The organism is Rubneribacter sp., assembly GCF_965361815.1.
In genome coordinates, this window is record NZ_CBDTNW010000018.1 from 1 (window position 1) to 15,501 (window position 15,501).

At 65.4% G+C, this 15,501-nt stretch carries 15 protein-coding genes; 7 read left to right on the forward strand and 8 right to left on the reverse strand.

Annotated features, from left to right (window positions below):
• The 6 genes from ACWKY3_RS01080 to ACWKY3_RS01105 form a co-directional block, all read left to right on the forward strand.
• On the forward strand, nucleotides 1–328 hold a 328-nt coding region (locus ACWKY3_RS01080; protein ID WP_449314578.1), incomplete at its 5' end, for a hypothetical protein.
• A 15-nt stretch (nucleotides 329–343) separates the two neighbouring features.
• Nucleotides 344–1,000, forward strand: a complete 657-nt coding sequence (locus ACWKY3_RS01085) for a 4Fe-4S dicluster domain-containing protein (RefSeq protein ID WP_449314579.1) — start codon at nucleotides 344–346, stop codon at nucleotides 998–1,000.
• A gap of 3 nt (nucleotides 1,001–1,003) precedes the next feature.
• Nucleotides 1,004–1,906, forward strand: a complete 903-nt coding sequence (locus ACWKY3_RS01090) for a dimethyl sulfoxide reductase anchor subunit family protein (RefSeq protein WP_449314580.1) — start codon at nucleotides 1,004–1,006, stop codon at nucleotides 1,904–1,906.
• A gap of 282 nt (nucleotides 1,907–2,188) precedes the next feature.
• Nucleotides 2,189–3,004 carry a 4Fe-4S dicluster domain-containing protein gene (locus ACWKY3_RS01095; RefSeq protein ID WP_449314581.1) on the forward strand — a complete coding sequence of 272 codons (816 nt, stop codon included), beginning with the start codon at nucleotides 2,189–2,191 and terminating at the stop codon, nucleotides 3,002–3,004.
• Between the two features lie 12 nt (nucleotides 3,005–3,016).
• The gene (locus ACWKY3_RS01100) at nucleotides 3,017–4,144 is read left to right on the forward strand and encodes a 4Fe-4S binding protein (protein ID WP_449314582.1); all 1,128 of its coding nucleotides are present in this window, start codon (nucleotides 3,017–3,019) and stop codon (nucleotides 4,142–4,144) included.
• A complete protein-coding gene (locus ACWKY3_RS01105) occupies nucleotides 4,145–5,311 on the forward strand; it encodes a 4Fe-4S binding protein (RefSeq protein WP_449314583.1) in 1,167 nt (388 codons plus the stop codon).
• Between the two features lie 80 nt (nucleotides 5,312–5,391).
• Here the strand turns inward: ACWKY3_RS01105 and ACWKY3_RS01110 are convergent, their stop codons facing one another.
• On the reverse strand, nucleotides 5,392–6,321 hold the full coding sequence (locus ACWKY3_RS01110; protein ID WP_449314584.1) for a DMT family transporter: 930 nt from the start codon (nucleotides 6,319–6,321) through the stop codon (nucleotides 5,392–5,394).
• A 291-nt stretch (nucleotides 6,322–6,612) separates the two neighbouring features.
• Here ACWKY3_RS01110 and ACWKY3_RS01115 point away from each other — a divergent pair, with 291 nt between their 5' ends.
• Nucleotides 6,613–7,854 (forward strand): Fic family protein, encoded by a 1,242-nt coding sequence (locus tag ACWKY3_RS01115; protein ID WP_449314585.1) that lies wholly within the window; start codon nucleotides 6,613–6,615, stop codon nucleotides 7,852–7,854.
• A 148-nt stretch (nucleotides 7,855–8,002) separates the two neighbouring features.
• On the opposite strand, the gene ACWKY3_RS01120 is transcribed toward ACWKY3_RS01115, so the two are convergent.
• The 7 genes from ACWKY3_RS01120 to ACWKY3_RS01150 form a co-directional block, all read right to left on the reverse strand.
• Nucleotides 8,003–8,815 carry a family 1 encapsulin nanocompartment shell protein gene (locus tag ACWKY3_RS01120; RefSeq protein ID WP_449314586.1) on the reverse strand — a complete coding sequence of 271 codons (813 nt, stop codon included), beginning with the start codon at nucleotides 8,813–8,815 and terminating at the stop codon, nucleotides 8,003–8,005.
• A 323-nt stretch (nucleotides 8,816–9,138) separates the two neighbouring features.
• Nucleotides 9,139–9,510 (reverse strand): demethoxyubiquinone hydroxylase family protein, encoded by a 372-nt coding sequence (locus ACWKY3_RS01125; protein ID WP_449314587.1) that lies wholly within the window; start codon nucleotides 9,508–9,510, stop codon nucleotides 9,139–9,141.
• A gap of 185 nt (nucleotides 9,511–9,695) precedes the next feature.
• Nucleotides 9,696–10,172: a hypothetical protein gene (locus ACWKY3_RS01130; protein WP_449314588.1), complete on the reverse strand. Its 477-nt coding sequence runs from the start codon at nucleotides 10,170–10,172 to the stop codon at nucleotides 9,696–9,698.
• Between the two features lie 354 nt (nucleotides 10,173–10,526).
• Nucleotides 10,527–11,726, reverse strand: a complete 1,200-nt coding sequence (locus ACWKY3_RS01135) for an ATP-binding protein (RefSeq protein WP_449314589.1) — start codon at nucleotides 11,724–11,726, stop codon at nucleotides 10,527–10,529.
• Nucleotides 11,727–12,097: 371 nt separating this feature from the next.
• A complete protein-coding gene (locus ACWKY3_RS01140; protein ID WP_449314590.1) occupies nucleotides 12,098–12,820 on the reverse strand; it encodes an ECF transporter S component in 723 nt (240 codons plus the stop codon).
• On the reverse strand, nucleotides 12,817–14,661 hold the full coding sequence (locus tag ACWKY3_RS01145) for an ABC transporter ATP-binding protein (RefSeq protein ID WP_449314591.1): 1,845 nt from the start codon (nucleotides 14,659–14,661) through the stop codon (nucleotides 12,817–12,819). The genes ACWKY3_RS01140 and ACWKY3_RS01145 overlap by 4 nt, the downstream gene beginning before the upstream one ends.
• Nucleotides 14,643–15,500 (reverse strand): energy-coupling factor transporter transmembrane component T, encoded by an 858-nt coding sequence (locus ACWKY3_RS01150; RefSeq protein WP_449314592.1) that lies wholly within the window; start codon nucleotides 15,498–15,500, stop codon nucleotides 14,643–14,645. The genes ACWKY3_RS01145 and ACWKY3_RS01150 overlap by 19 nt, the downstream gene beginning before the upstream one ends.
• Nucleotide 15,501: the final 1 nt, after the last annotated feature.

Consider the following 15,501-nt stretch of genomic DNA (forward strand, 5'->3'; position numbering starts at 1 on the left):
GTGCTGGGTGTGCGGCGCCTCCCAGCTGCGCGGCCTTCCGGTGCTCATCTACAAGGCCACCGAGGAGAACAGCCCGTTCAACAACCCCGTGCCGTGCGATCCGCAGGGCAACCCCGCCATCACCAACGCCAACGATCCGCGCCTGAAGGAGTGGCTGTCCAACGACCCGCGCCTGGCCGATTCCAACGTGGAGATGACGTTTGCCAACCTGTCCGCAACCGGTTTGCAGCCCTCCGTTCAAATCCCCGAGCTGCAGGCTGCCGGCAAGCTGGTCAGCGGCCAAGCGGGCGGCGACGAGCTGGGTCAGTACTCGAAGAACCATCAATAGGAAGGAGGTTGTTCCATGGCGAACTATGCGATCGTAACGGATCTGAACCGTTGCACCGGATGCCTCGCCTGCACGGTGGCGTGCAAGGCCATCAACGGCGTGCCGGTGGGCAACTTCTGGATCAAGACGCTGCGCGTGGGCCCGCATCCCAAAACGGAGGGGGCGCAGTTCCCCGATGTCGAGATGTACTTCCTTCCCGTGCAGTGCCAGCACTGCGAGAACCCCGAGTGCGTGAAGGTGTGCCCCACCGAGGCGTCCCACGTGCGCGAGGACGGCACCATCCAAGTGGACAAGTCCAAGTGCATCGGCTGCCAGTTCTGCGCGATGGCCTGCCCCTACGGCGTGCGCTACCTCAACGAGGAGGAGCGCGTGGTGGAGAAATGCACCATGTGCGAGCAGCGCATCTCCCAAGGCGAGCTGCCGCAATGCGTCAGCCAGTGCGGCGCCCGGGCGCGCTTTTTCGGCGACCTTGACCAGGGCGTGGACAATTTCGAGGGGCCGGCGCATCCCGACAGCCCCGGCTGCCAGTACGACGAGATGACCAAGACGCGCGTGAAGCTGAAGGACTACGTTGAGCCGTACTCCGAAAGCGACATCCACCGCCTGGTGGACGCGGGCAACGGCCCCAAGCTCATGTACCTCATGCGCGAGGGCCGGAAGTGGAGGGAGTAGAACATGCATCCTGAATGGCCTCTTATTCTCTTCACGTTCTTCCTGTGCGTAGCCGGCGGCACGTTGGCCGTGCAGGGCCTGCTGTGCGTGCTGGGCAAAGGCAAGAAGATGCAGATCGCCTCGCTTGCGGTGTCGCTGGCGACGCTGGCGGTGGGCGGCATCGCGGTGTTCATGCACCTGCAGCACTGGGAGCGCATCTTCAACGGCTTCGGCCACATCACGTCCGGCATCACGCTGGAGTTCATCGGCTGCATCGTGTTCGCGGTGGTGCTGGTGCTGTACTTCCTCATGATGCGCCGCTCCGAGGACGGCATGGCGCCCAAGTGGTGCGGCGTGCTGGCCATCGTGGTGGGCCTGGGGCTGCCGGCCGTGACCGGCGACAGCTACCTCATGGAGGCGCTGCCCTCGTGGGACACGCCGCTGCTCATCGCGTACTACGTGGTGAATGCCGTGTTCATGGGCGGCTTGACGGCGACTGTCGTGGCGGGCGTCACCGGCGCCGACGACGCGCAGGAGCTTGCGCTTAAGGCATCGCTTGCCGGCGGCGTGCTGCAGCTGGCGGTGGTGCTGGTGTACGCGCTGGTCATCAATGGGTCGGCGGGCCTGTACTCGGCCGAGATCCAGTACTACTTCGACCCGACGCTGCCCGATGTGGCCATGGTTGACCGCGCGGGCATCGTGGGCAGCATCTTGGCGGGCTCGCAGGCTGTGGCGTTTTGGCTGGGTGCCATCGCGGTGGGCATTGCGGCGCCCGTGGCGCTGACGTGGCTGGCGCTGCGGCAGAAGGCGGCCGGCACGAAGCTTGCGGGCTATGCGGGCGCGGCGCTGGCGTGCTGCACTGTGGGGGGCATTTGCTGGAGGGTCATCCTGTACGTGGTGGCCATCAGCGTGTTCGCCCTGTACTAGCGGGACGGCGGGCGCGCGTCCGGGGCGTTCTGGTCGGCGCTTCCGGGCGCGGCCCGCATGCGGGAGCGGCCTGCGGTTGCGGGTTGCGGTCTGCAGCTTGCGGCCGGTGCTCGCGGCTTGCGGCCCGGGCCTGCGGTCTGCGGCCCGCTGTTCGCGGCTCGCTTGAAAACGCATGACGGAGAGGGCTTGGGTCCCGGTTGCGGCCTCGCTTTTCGCGGCGCGGCCCAAGCCCTTTCGCTTATGCGGTTTCCTGTGCATTCCAGAAGCGAAGAGGAGAGGAACATGAGCGAAGACGAGAAGGTTGGGGCGCACGGCGCCGACGCCGGGACGGGGGGCGCGCAGGACGCGGGCGGCCCTGCTTTCGCAGGAGGCGCCCGGGGGGCGGACGCCGCCGCGGAAAGCGCTCGGGAGACGGACGCCGCCGCAGGGGGCGCGCAGGACGCGGGGCGCACGCGCGCCAAGGGGCCTTTGAGCGTGTCGCGCCGCTCGCTGCTCATCGGCGCAGGCGGCACGGCGGCGCTTCTGGGTTTGGGGGCGCTGCGCTACGCCGGGCACAACCCGCTTGTGCGACCGCCGGGAGGCCAGGACGAGTCGCACCTGGTGAGCGCCTGCATTCGCTGCGAGAAATGCTACGAGGCGTGCCCGCGCGGCGTTATCGTGCCGGCGCACGTGGAAGACGGGCTTTTGGGCATGCGCTCTCCGGCGCTGAGCTTCGACGATGGCTGGTGCGATTTCTGCGCGCAGGAAAACGGCGGCGTGCCGCTGTGCGTGGCCACGTGCCCCACCGAGGCGCTGACCTTGCCGGAGGGCGCTGTGGCGCAGAGCACCGTGCTGGGCTTGGCCGTCATCGACGAAGCCCAGTGCCTGGCGTTTCGCGACACGGGCTGCCGTTACTGCTACGACGCGTGCGTGGAGGCCGGCTTCGACGCCATAGAGCTTTCCACCGAGGGGGCCAACCCCCAGCCGCACGTCATCGAGGACAAATGCGTGGGCTGCGGCGCCTGCGAGAGCGTGTGCGTGTCGTTGAAGGCGGGTTCCATCGCCTCCGGAGCGACAAAGCGGGCTGTTGTGGTGCGCCCGTTGGAAACGTTGGAGTAAGGGGGTCTCGTCATGAAGGCAAGCAAGATCCGCACCGTCGTGGCGACCGTCGTGTTCGCGGTGCTGTGTATTGGGCTGGTGGTCGGCGTCAACCTGGGGACGCTTTCGGGCTTCGGTTGGAACGACATCGCGGCGCTGTGCCCCCTGGGGGCCATCGCCACCATGATAGCCACGAAGACGTTCGTGCCGCGTGCGGCGGTGTCAATCGCGATCATGGCCGTGCTCGTGTTCTTCGTGGGCCGTGCGTTTTGCGGGTGGGTGTGCCCCGTGCCGGTGCTCGACCGCGTGCGCGGGTTCTTCCGTTCGCCCAAGAAGCGTCGTCAGCTGGAGGAGCGGCGTCGCAACGAGATGCTGGGCATCGCGCGCGGCGAGATGGGCGCGGCCGGCGCTTCCGCGATCGACGCGGCTGCGGCGGACGGCGGCGACGCGGCTACGGCGGGCGACGCGGCCCCGGCAGCCGCCGGTGCGGCTGCGAGGACCGGGGCGGCCCAGACGGCCGGCGGCGCTGCGGCCCCGGCCCCGGCGCCCGATGCCGCCGCGGCAGCTGCGGCTCCGGCGAAGCACGGCTGCGCCTCCTGCGGCGGTTGCAAGCAAACGCGCAAGAAGCTGGACTCGCGCCATTACGTGCTGGGCGGGGCGCTGCTCTCCACGGCCGTCTTCGGGTTTCCGGTGTTTTGCCTGGTGTGCCCCATCGGGCTCACCTTCGCCACGGTGCTTGTGCTCTGGCGGTTGTTCGCGTTCGGCGACATGACGTGGTCGGTGGTGCTCGTGCCCGCCGTCCTGGTGGCCGAGCTGGTGTTTTTGCGCAAGTGGTGCACGCGGTTCTGCCCGTTGGCGGGCCTTATGAACCTGGTGTCGCGGTTCGGCCGCACGTGGAAGCCGGTCATCGACGACGCCAAGTGCCTGGAGACGGGCAAGAAAACGCCGTGCTCGCGGTGCGCCATGGCGTGCGACGCCGACATCAACCTGCGCCACCCCGATTACGGCGAGCGCACGCTGGCGGACTGCACGCGTTGCCGCGCCTGCGTGGACGCGTGTCCCACCGGAGCCGTCAGCATGCCGTTCACGTTCAAGAAAGACGGCGCGACGGGCCAGGCGAAGGTGGTGCTTGCCAAGGGCGAGGAAAGCTCGGCGCGTTAAATGGCGGGGAATCGGAGCATACTGGGTGTGCTGGAGGGCGTGGACGGCGCGGCCGTGCGCGTGCGCCAAGACAGGTGCGCCAAGGTGCGCAACCGCAACGTGGAGTGCCTGAGGTGCGCCGAGGCGTGCACGTCCGGGTGCATCGCGCTTGTTGACGGGCGGCTTGCGGTGGACGCGCGGAAATGCGTGGGGTGCGGCACCTGCGCCACGGTGTGCCCCACCTGCGCGCTTGAGGCGCGCAACCCCGCAGACGCCCAGCTTGAGCAGGCGTGCCTGGCAGCGCGGCAGGGCGACGAGGTGGCAATCGCGTGCGAGCAGGTGCGGCGGGCCTTGTCGGGGCTGCTGGTTGAAGGGCGCGCGGCGGGCGTGGTGTGCCTGGGGCGCGTGGACGAGTCGCTGGTCTGCGCGCTGGCCGTCAAGGGCGTGCGCCGCGTGCGCCTGGTGTGCGGCGAATGCTCGCGGTGCGCGCAAAAGCCGGGGCTGGACACCGCTCGCTTGGTGGCCGCCGAGGCCAACGGGCTGCTTGCGGCTTGGGGCAGCGACGCGCGCGTGCTGGTGACGCGCGACGTGCCCGCCTTCGCCCTGGCCGACGGGGTCAATACGGATACGGCGCGGCGGGCGCTGGACGCGTACTTCGCGCAGGAGCGCGGAAACGAGCCGGTGAACCCCGACGGGCCTGACCACGCGGCCTCCGGCTCTTCCGATGCCTTTGCCGTGGTGCGCGTCATGAAGGACGGCACCCTGCCCCACTTCCTTCCCAATCGGCGCGAACGGGTGCTCGACAGCCTTGCGCAGTTGGGGGAGCCGCAGGTCGATGCGCTGGCAAGCCGGTTGTGGGGAAGCGTGGTCATCGACGGCGCGCGCTGCTCGTCGTGCCGTATGTGCGCGACGTTCTGCCCAACCGGCGCCATTCGCAAATTCGACGACGAGGACGGTGCGTTCGGCGTGCTTCACGCTCCCGCCGACTGCGTGAAATGCGGCAGCTGCCGCGACATCTGCCCGGAGGGCGCCATCATTCTGCGCGATGAGGCGCGCACGGCGTTTTTGACGAGCGGTGCCGCGCATCGCTACGCCATGGCGCCGCGTCCGGTGCAGCTGGGCAACGCGCAGCAGATCGTCAACACCATGCGGGAACGCATGAAGGGAACGAACATCTTCGAAAGGTGAGCCTTCGCATCCCTCCTCTTCGCTCGCGGAGGCTTCGCCGCGCCCGTGCCGGGGTTCCCCCTGTCCCGGCACGGGCCTTTTTATGCCCTTTCGCGGACCTTCCCCCGTCTGCGCGTCGCGCGCGAGGGCAGGTACTCGCTCACCACGATGCCGGCGAAGATGAGCGCGAATCCGGCGAACAGCGGGCCGGTGATCGCCTCGCCCAAAAACAGCAGGGAGAACGTCACGCCGAACACCGACTCGGTGGCCAGGAACAGCGACGCCGGCGCCGGATCGACGTGCGCCACCGCGATGTTCTGAAGCAGCAGCGCAATGCACGAGGCGAACACGGCCAGATAGCCCAGGCTCAGCCACGTGTCGAGGTCGAGCGCGGCGAACGCGGGCATCGGCTCGAACACAAGCCCCGCCCCGAAGCCCAGCGCGCCGGCAACCAGAAACTGCACGACGGTGAGCAGCGCCATGTCGCGCCCCTGCGCGTATTTCGCCGTGAACAGCACGTGCAAGCTTAAAAAGAACGCGGACAAAAGCGTGACCAGGTCGCCGAGGCGCAGCGAGAATCCGGCCGCTCCGGCGAACGACACGCATCCCACGCCCGCGACGCACACGAGCGCCGCCGCTATGTTGAAGCGCGTCGGCCGCGGTCCGCGCAGCGCCCAACCCAAAAACGGGATGATGACGCAGTACAGCGATGTGAGAAACGCGCTGTTCGAGGCGGTGGTGTCGGTGAGTCCGGTGGAGTTCGCCCAATAGGACAGGAACAAGAACATGCCCAACACCGACCCTTTCCGCAGATGGTCGGCGTTGAGGGTGCGCTTGAGCTTTGGCAGCATGAGGACGCCCAGGATGATGCCGGCCGCTGTGAAGCGCACGCCCACAAGCCAGGCCGGCGGGAACTGGTCGACGGTCGATTTGATGACGACCGTGCCCAAACCCCAGATGGCGGCCGCAACGAGCAGGAGCACCTTGTAGGTCCACAGCGGGCGGGTCGTCTGTTGTTGGGCGGCGGCCATAGGTTCGGTTACCTTGCTCCTTTCGTGCGCTTCCCTTTGCGGCTTCGGTTGTGCCATTGTAACAGGGGCCGGTTGCGCCCGCAGCACGCGCCGCGGCCCCGCCATCCGCCGACGGAGAAAAACGAGGAAAAATAAGGGCCGGCCGCAACGGATAATCGTGAAAAGGTCCCAAAAGTAGAAAAACGGCACGCATCATCGCATCCTAATCGTGAAAAATCACGATTTTTCACGATTAGGATCCCGCGGACGCGCTAGAATCGTGAACCTAGATAGAGCGAAAGGTTCTGCGACATGGCCTACAAAAGGCTTGACAAGCTGTTCTACGAAGACTCTTCAAGCGACAGGGAATCCGCCAACAGGCGCGAAGCGCATGCGCGCCTGACGGCGCCCTCAACGTTCAGGACGGGCATCGACGTGGGGACGGGCGAGCTGTTCTTGGCTGTTCCGCGTGAGTTGTCGATGGCGACTGAGCAGGTTCTGCGTGCCGAGCGCAAGGTTTCGCAGTCGTGGAACGGCGTACCCGGCATCGCACAAGGCGCGTACGTTCGCAACCTCATCATCGACGAGGTGGTGTGCACAAACGAAATGGAGGGCGTCCGCAGCACGCGCAAGCAGATCGAGGAAGCGCTCGACAGCATTGACCAGCCTGCGCGCGAAGATCGGCGGGCGAAACAATTCATGGAGTTCGCGAACCTCTACTTGGGTTTGACCAGTGGAGACGTTGCTCCACCCAAGACGCCTGCAGATGTGCGCGCCCTCTACGATGCCGTTGTGGCGGGGACGCTCAGGCTGGACGATGCGCTTGACGGCGAATTGTTCCGAGCCGATGGCGTGGATGTCAGGGCCTCCACGCAGCGGGTCGTTCATCGGGGCGTGCATCCCGAGTCCGCCATCGTCTCGCATCTCCGCGCGATGATCGGGCTGGCCGCGTCCGAGGAGATGCCGGAGCTGTACAGCGCGCTTCTGTCGCATTACCTGTTCGAATACATCCACCCCTTCTACGACGGGAACGGCCGCACGGGCCGGTTTCTGCTGGCGTTGTACTTGAGCAATCCGTTGTCGTTGCCCACCACGCTTTCGCTTTCGCGAGTTATCGCCGAGCACAAAAGTGCCTACTATCGGGCATTTTCGGTGACGGAGCATCCGCTCAACCACGGCGAGGCCACGTTTTTCGTGTTGCAAATGATGGACCTGATCAGAATTGCGCAAGACGATCTGGTGACCGAGCTGCAAGCGCGGCGCGATGCGCTGGCGCAGGCCGAGGAGCGTCTTGGAGGCTTGAAGGCCGCGTTCGGCCTGTCCGAGCGCGCGTGTGCCCTTCTGTATCAGATGGTGCAGGTGACGCTGTTCGGGGCGAACCCCAGCGTGGCGCTGCGCGATATGGCGGGCTATCTTGAGGTCACGGTCCAAAGCGCGCGCAAGTACGCGTCGGAGTTGGAGCATGCGGGACTCGTTGACGTTGTGAGCCGCAGGCCGCTCAGGTTCAGACTGGCTGCCCGGGGTGCGGAAGGGTTCGGCATAGCGGGCGCGTAACGGCGAACGGCGCTGCAGCAAAAGCCTCCGATAAACAAGGAGCTGCAACCTGCATGGGTCGCAGCTCCTTTCGCTTCGGGCGCGGGGCTTTGCGCGTCTTTGTCGCAGCTCCTTCGGGAGAAAATGATCGGTTGGCTTTTGGCGCGCGTTACGAGAACACCACGATGGAGGCGGGGTCCTTGATGCGCAGAGCGGCCGTCTCCATGATGCGGAAGTGGTGGTTGAAGTCCACAAGCTCGGCGTAGCCCACCGACAAATCGATGCCCAGCGCCAGGTCGAGGTATTCGGGTTCGGCGCACACGAGCACGGCCTTGCCGGCGTCAAGCGCGCTGGCCATGTACACGTTGTCGCCGATGAGCTTCTTCACGCGGTCGATCTCCAGCAGGCCGGTGCTGGGCTGCAGGCGCTGCAGAGCCAGGTACAGGTCGGGGGCCACCGCCAGGGCGTAGCGGCCCAGGTAGCCGTTCTTGGCCAGCTGCGACACGGCGGCGGCCACGTCGGCGAAGCCGTTCTCGCCTTCGTTCCAGTCGCGGCGCTTCACCTTGCCGGCGCCTTTCACGGTGAGCAGGCCGTCGGTGCCGAGCGTGCGGTTGCCGTTGAGGACCAGATCGTCCTCGCGGCGCGCGGCGCGCTTGGCGGCGGCGATGGCGGGCGCCATCTCCAGCGGCATGCCTGTCTGGGCGGCCAGCTCAACGTCGCGGCCCAGCAGGGTGAAGTCCTCGTAGAACATCGGCAGCTCAAGCTGCGTGCGGCCGACGATGCGGCCGATGCCGTCCTCGAGCACCTCCTCCTTGGCAACGCCGTCCACGGCCACCGTGGTGACTCCGGGTCCCAGCGGGCCGTAGGTCTTGAGGAAGCGGCGGGCGGTCAAGTGGGCGCGCGCCGTGTCGATGACGGCGGCGTCGATGCGGTTCCAAAGCTCGTTCGGCAGGTCGGCCGATTCTCGGGCGAGGTAATCCATGACGGACTCCTTTCAACGGTTGCGGTGCGCATGCGCCGTGCGCGATGCGCGTGGGGGGCGCGGCATGGCGAATGTTTCACGTGAAACATTCGCGCTCGAACAGGGGATACGAGGGGTACGTGCGCGTGCGTGCAGGAGGTGGGTCGCTTGCACGCGCAGCTTCCGGAGGGCAACCTGCGCGCCGAAGGGGAGTGCGGGCTGCCCTGGCCGTGCGCGGTGCGTGCGGCCGGAGCCTCTTGCGCTGGCGCTCGTCTGCCGGGAAGCGGTCGCGCGCCGACGGGATCTGCGCGGGTTCGCCGGCGCGCGGTCCCTCGCATGGGTCGCTACGACAGGTCGCCCACCGTGGGGGCGGGGGCGGGCTCGGCCGGCGCCGGCGCAATGCCGCCGTCGGTGGCTATGCCCAGCTCCGCCAGCTGCTCCTGCACTTCGCCTTCGCCCTCCAAGAAGAACTCGGTCTCCTTGGGATCCAGATGGCGCATGAGCGTGATAAGCTCGCCCATGTGGGCCTTCTCCTCGTCGCGGATGTCGGCGAGCACGGCTTTGGCCACCGGGTCGTCCGTGGCCAGGTAGTGCGACTCGTACAGGTAGATGGCCTCAAGCTCGCCGGCTATGTCCAGGCGCAGGGCCTGCATAAGCTCGGCGTTGGTCATCTTGCGTTCGACGTTGCCGGCGAACGGATTCGCGAAACTGGGCATGGTGTCCCTCTCTTTCTTCGTGCCCTTTGGAAGGGTCGGCGGCGTCCGATGACGGTCGTTCGCGCGGCCTTGTCCTCAGGCTTAGCTGAATTCTCTGCTCATATCATACGCCCTTCGTCAGGGGAACAGGGTTACGAATTGGTGTTATTGAGAATCATTCTCAATAATTACACGTTTGTTGACGCTCAATAAGATATCTGCTGATACGCAAGCACGCTCACAAGTGCAAGCACAACGGTCACAGCTGCAACGAGCACCGCCACCAGATACTCACCCTCTCCCAACGCGCCAGCCAATGCCGTAGACGACACAATGGAAGGGATGCGTCCCACAGTGGCAATAGTCACGATGCGCCAGAGCGGGCTTTTGCTTAGGCCGGCCACGTAGGTGAGCAGATCTTTTGGCGTTCCAAGCACAAGAAAGACCAGAAAATCGAACGCATAGCCCGCGACAAGCTCCAGAGGCTCGCCCGGCAAAAACGTCACAACTATCTGCGCCACATTCGCAATCGCAAACGCGACGCGACTCCACACGCCCGCCTTATCCACCCAAACGTGAAAGCGCGGTACGTCCGCCAGAAACGCAAGCGCGTTAGGGCCAAACTGTATGCAGAGGCCCGCAAGACCGATGGTGAGAAGAACCATCCCCACGATGACCGCCACGCGCTGCCCTCGGAGAGACGATGGGGAGACGGGAAAGGCAGGAGACGCAGAAGGAGCGGCGGGTGCAGCGGGCGGCAAGACTTCCGTAGGCGTACGTACGAATGTTTCACGTGAAACATCTTGCCGAGCGCACCGCCTCCTCCGCACGACGGCAAGCCCGAACACGCTCCGGTCAACAGCGTCGAACGCACCCGCGACTCGTGAGCGCCTTTTCCCGAGCTTCTTCGAAACGTGTACGAATGTTTCACGTGAAACATTCGTTTGACTTCAGGAGTATCAATGACAGCAAAACGGGGCTGCGCGAAACGGTTCTCTGTGAAACAACAGGCCAGCACGCAGCTTTTTTGCCTTGTGTTATCCCAAGAGCCATTCGATAAGCTTCATGCCTTGTATCCCATTGCGCGACACGGGAAACTCATCAAGGGAGAGTACGTATTTGGGAAAATTGTCCGGAAGTGCTTCGAGCGGAGCAAACTCCCGATCTCTCGTAGCCTCATCGGCAAGAAGGTACGACACCTGGTAATATTCGACGTGCTCTCGTTTGCGCGCAACGAAGTCGATCTCCTTATCGCCCACTTTTCCCACCGTCACGTTCCAGCCACGCCGCAACAGTTCCATGCATACAATATTCTCGAGCACTTGGTCGATGGAACTGCGATTGTCCATGCCCAGAGCCTGACGAATGCCATGGTCAACCACGTAGAATTTTTCGTTGAACTTCAATGCTCGCTTTCCTACGGCATCCTCACGGCCCACACGATAGAGCAGGCACGCCTCCTCTGCGGCACGCAGATAGCCATATACCGTATCAACCGACACCGACCGCCGCTCGCTTTTTAAATAGTTTGACACGCTTTGCGCGGAAAACGCGTGTCCTACTTCGCGAATCGCGTACGAAACGATGCGTTCTAGCTGATCGGCATCACGAATCCCGTTGCGCTTTACCACATCCTTGAACAGAATGGTGGAATATACGTCCTCCACGTAGCGCAGCGTGGATTCCGCCGCAAAATCCAGTTCAACTTGGAACGGGAAGCCCCCCTGCTCAACATAGCGATCGAACATCTTCCGCTCGTTGGAGGCTTCCTCCTCGCGGGAAAACGCCGCGACCCATTCCGCGAACGAGAACGGATGCACAGGAATGCGTACGTAGCGTCCCGTAATATGCGTTGCCAGATCGCTCGATAACAACGTGGCATTCGACCCCGTTACGTACACATCGGCGTCGTAGTCCACCATGAACGACCGCAGAGCACGCTCCCAACCTTCCACCTCCTGGATTTCATCAAAAAAGAGGTACTGCTTGCGGTCGGTTCGCGCATGGCGAGACACATATTCGACCAGATCGTTCGCAGACGCGATGTGCGAAAAACGCGCCGACTCAAAATTGACGGTAAGCATATCTGCGCGCGAAACCCCATGTCGTTCAAGTTCGTTCTGCACAAGAGCAAGCAAAGTCGATTTTCCCGAACGACGCACGCCAACGAGTACTTTTATCACTTGCTTGCCGATAAACGGCTCCAATGCAGACAGATAACGTGGACGCTCAATCATGGGTACTCCTTAGTTTCGACTATAATCGAAACTATATCACATAAGGAGTATAGATTCGACTACGATCGAAACTTTTGGCAACGCAAACGAACACAAAGTGTGGGGTGCGTGATGACGTCCTTGGGTATTTGCGTGGCAATGTTTCACGTGAAACATCGTTGGGAAGTGGTGGGCCGACGAAGGGTGAGGATGAGGCGAAGAGGGGATGGCTCACGTGGAATATTTTGGGGTAGCAGCAACGGAAGAGGGGGATGAAGAGAGAGGGTGGGAGAAATGCGGGGATGTTTCACGTGAAACATTCGGGATGGCGTCAAGGGAGGAGTGAGGGGAAGGAGGAATGCGGAGGTGTTTCACGTGAAACATGGGAGGGATTAATCGTTGCGGAGGTCGTAGACGCGGCAGATGCGGTCGAGCTTGCGGCGCCACGGGGCGAACAGCGCCAGCAGGAACACGACGGTGGCAACGCCGTGCGTCAGGTCGAAGGGCAGCGCAGCCGCGTACACCGCCAGGAACTGCCCGGGAGTCTGCGGGTGGAAAAACCCCAGGATGGACCACAAGTTGAGGATGAGTCCGTAAAACAGCGCCGAAGCGAAGCCATACACGTACACCGTCTTGGGCGCGGTGTCGAAAAGGCCCGTCTGCGCGATGAGTCCGGCCAGGTAGCCCACCATGCCCCAGGCGTACATCTGCCACGGCGTCCACGGACCCTGTCCGAAGAAGAAGTTCGACGCGAGCGCCGCAAGCGACCCCACCAAAAACCCGCAGCGCCGCCCAAACGCCACGCCCGCGATGATGGCGATGGCCGAGACGGGCTTGAAGTCGGGAAACGGGGCGAACAGGATGCGCCCTGCGGCCGCCAGCGCCGCCAGCACCGCTGCGGGCATGATCTCGCGCAGCCGGGGCGCGCGCCGCTCGAAGCCTGCGAAGAACACCAGAAGCGATACCGCCACCGTCGCAAACGACAGGAGCGCCGCCTGCTCCACCCCGAAGGCGGCGCACGCGCACAGCGCTGCGGGCACGGCCGCAAGCGCCGCGCCCTCGACGATGGCGCCGACGCGCCCGCGAGGCGGCCGGTTGTCCTGCCGGGCCGTCACAGCAGCGCTCCGTACAGGCGCGACGCGTCGTCGGGCCGGTACACCAGGTTGGAGGCGAAAAACTTTGCAGCTGGCTCGGTGCAGGCCAGCTCTCCGTCGAACACCAACGACACCGTGTCCGCGCATACGGCGGCGAAATTCAGGTCGTGCGTCACCATAACCACGGTGCGCCCCTCCTCGGCCAGCTCGCGCACCGTGCGCGCGCACTCGGCGCACGAGGCGGGGTCGAGCCCTTTGGTGGGTTCGTCCAGAAACAGCAGCTGCGCGCCGGTGAGCAGCTGCTTTGCAAACGCGAGCTTCTGCTGTTGGCCGCCGGACAAATCGTAGGGGCAGCGCCCTCCCAAGTCTGCCAGCCCGAAGCGCTCCATGGTCGCCTGCACGTCGGCGCGCGAGTAGCCGCAGCGTTCCTGCCATTCGGCCAGCTCTTCGTCAACCGTGTCGCACACGAGCAGGGCCTTGGGGTCCTGCGGCAAAAGTGCCTGGCTTGCGGCCAGGTTGTTGCGCACGCGCCCGCGCTGGGGCGAGGCCGCGCCGGCCAGCACTTTGAGCAGCGTTGTTTTGCCGCAGCCGTTGCCGCCCACGAAGGCGTGCACGCGTCCGCGCTCCACGCTCACGTCCAGGCCGCGCAGCACCCAAGGTGCGCTGCGCTCGTAGCGGAAGAACACTTCGCGTGCCTCGATGGCGGGGGAGGGGGCGCCTTGCGAGCGTGCGCGCAACGCGCCGAAGGCGGCGAAGCGCGGCGAGGCGGCTGCGGCGGGCGTGCTGCCGGTTGGGGCAGGTACACCGACTGCGGCGGGTGCGCTGGCGGTTAGGGTGGATCCCTCGGTTGCGATAGGCGCGCTGCCGGTTGGGGCGGGCCTCCCGGCTGCAGCGGATCCGCCGGCCAGCGTAGGCGGCGCGGTCGCCGTCCGCTCGCCGCCGCGCAGGGCGGCCAGGGCTTCCTCGCGCGTGCCCATGTGGCCCACATCGCCAAGGTCCAAGCGGCGGGTGGCCAGGTTCTCCACGTCCTCGGGCGCGTGGGTGGCCATCATCACCGTGACGCCCAGCTCGCGGTTCACGCGCGCCAGCATGAGCAGGAACTGCTGGCGCGCGTGCGGATCCAGCTGGGCGCAGGGCTCGTCCAGCAGCAGCAGGCGCGGTCTGACGGCCAGCACCGCAGCCAGGTTCACCAGCTGCATCTGCCCGCCGGAAAGCGTCTCGGTCCGCGCTCGCATCCACGGTTCGATGCCGAAGAAGTGCGCCACCTCCGCCACGCGCCGACGCATGGCCTCTTGCGGCATGCCGAGGTTCTCCAGGCAAAACGCCAGCTCGTGCCACACTGTGTCGCACACGATCTGCGCGGCGGGGTCCTGCATGACAAACCCGATGCCCTTCGCCGAGGCGCGCGCGTCCAGCTCGCTTGCGCGCTGGCCGTCGCGCACGAGGGTTGCGCCGAGCACTTCCACCGTTCCCGCGCACGTACCCGTTGGCGCAAGCTCGGGTTTGAGCGAGCGCAAGAGCGTGGTTTTACCGCAACCCGACGGGCCGGCCACCGTGCAAAACTCGCCCTCTTCCAGTGCAAACGACACGCCGTTGAGCACGCAAAGAGCGTTATGAGGCTCGCACGTAGATGCGGGTGTGTCTGCATCCACGCATGCGCACACGTTGCCATCAGCAACAGCCACTTCCGCCTGACCGCCCAACGCAGTCATCTTCTCTCCGTGCACGCGCCCTGCTGCAGCCATGCGCTCGCCCCGCCCGTCAGCGGACCCGCCCGCACCCGCATCCCCACGCGCCCCCTCGCTATCAAGCGGGTACCAAAACGAGAATCCCTCTGCGCGCACTATTGCCACAGAAACCACTCCCTCGCCTTTAACGCCATCGGGATCAGCAGAAACACCACGTAGGGAACGAACAACCACCAGTCGCCCAGCCCCTCCACGCGCGGGTAGAACGAAACTCGCCCACACGCCGCCCACACGCCTACCCCGGTCACGGCGGCCAGCGCCAACGTCACCGCGATGAGCGCGGCGTCGGCACGACGAACGCGATGTCGCCGATAGGTGGTGCGTCGCGCACCGCACCCAAAGCCGCGGGCGCGCATGGAATCGCTTCTGACCAGGCTATCTTCCATACCCCAGCCCATGAGTACCGACACGGTGCGCAGCCGCCCGCGCCCTTGGTCCCGTTTTGTGACAGGGGCGGCGGCCGAGGCCGCGTCCGCCACGGCCTGAATGTCGCGCCCGCGCGCGACGAACTGCGGCACCAGCCGGAGCACCTGCGATGCCAACAGCCCCACTACTGGCGCCACGCCTCCGAACAACGTGAGCGTGCTCTCGCTGTCCATGCAGGCCGCGTAGCTGGAAAACCACAGCAGCACCGCCGCCAGCATGGCGCCCGAACACGCTCCGTACACGAGCGCTTCCAGATAAAACGCCCGCGCCCCTACGCGGAACAGCTCGGTGGAGCCCGTCGCGGAAAACGCCACGTTCGCCGCCGCGACCAGCGCAACCAGCGGCACCGCCCACGCCAGCGACAGCACGCTGGCACGCACCGACCGGCACACGCACGAGCATGCGAACGCGCCCACCAGCGACAGCACAACGCACACGGGGTGCATGGCGGCCATAGCCAGCACAAGAGCGCAGGTCAGGTACGCAAACGCTGTCGCTGGATGGTATGCCGAAAACGCGTTTCCCACG

Bases quoted from the DNA above. Each gene is read 5' to 3' on its own strand.
- ACWKY3_RS01085 (WP_449314579.1), top strand. From the start codon at position 344: ATGGCGAACTATGCGATCGTAACGGATCTGAACCGTTGCACCGGATGC.
- ACWKY3_RS01090 (WP_449314580.1), top strand. From the start codon at position 1,004: ATGCATCCTGAATGGCCTCTTATTCTCTTCACGTTCTTCCTGTGCGTA.
- ACWKY3_RS01095 (WP_449314581.1), top strand. From the start codon at position 2,189: ATGAGCGAAGACGAGAAGGTTGGGGCGCACGGCGCCGACGCCGGGACG.
- ACWKY3_RS01100 (WP_449314582.1), top strand. From the start codon at position 3,017: ATGAAGGCAAGCAAGATCCGCACCGTCGTGGCGACCGTCGTGTTCGCG.
- ACWKY3_RS01105 (WP_449314583.1), top strand. From the start codon at position 4,145: ATGGCGGGGAATCGGAGCATACTGGGTGTGCTGGAGGGCGTGGACGGC.
- ACWKY3_RS01110 (WP_449314584.1), bottom strand. From the start codon at position 6,321: ATGGCCGCCGCCCAACAACAGACGACCCGCCCGCTGTGGACCTACAAG.
- ACWKY3_RS01115 (WP_449314585.1), top strand. From the start codon at position 6,613: ATGGCCTACAAAAGGCTTGACAAGCTGTTCTACGAAGACTCTTCAAGC.
- ACWKY3_RS01120 (WP_449314586.1), bottom strand. From the start codon at position 8,815: ATGGATTACCTCGCCCGAGAATCGGCCGACCTGCCGAACGAGCTTTGG.
- ACWKY3_RS01125 (WP_449314587.1), bottom strand. From the start codon at position 9,510: ATGCCCAGTTTCGCGAATCCGTTCGCCGGCAACGTCGAACGCAAGATG.
- ACWKY3_RS01135 (WP_449314589.1), bottom strand. From the start codon at position 11,726: ATGATTGAGCGTCCACGTTATCTGTCTGCATTGGAGCCGTTTATCGGC.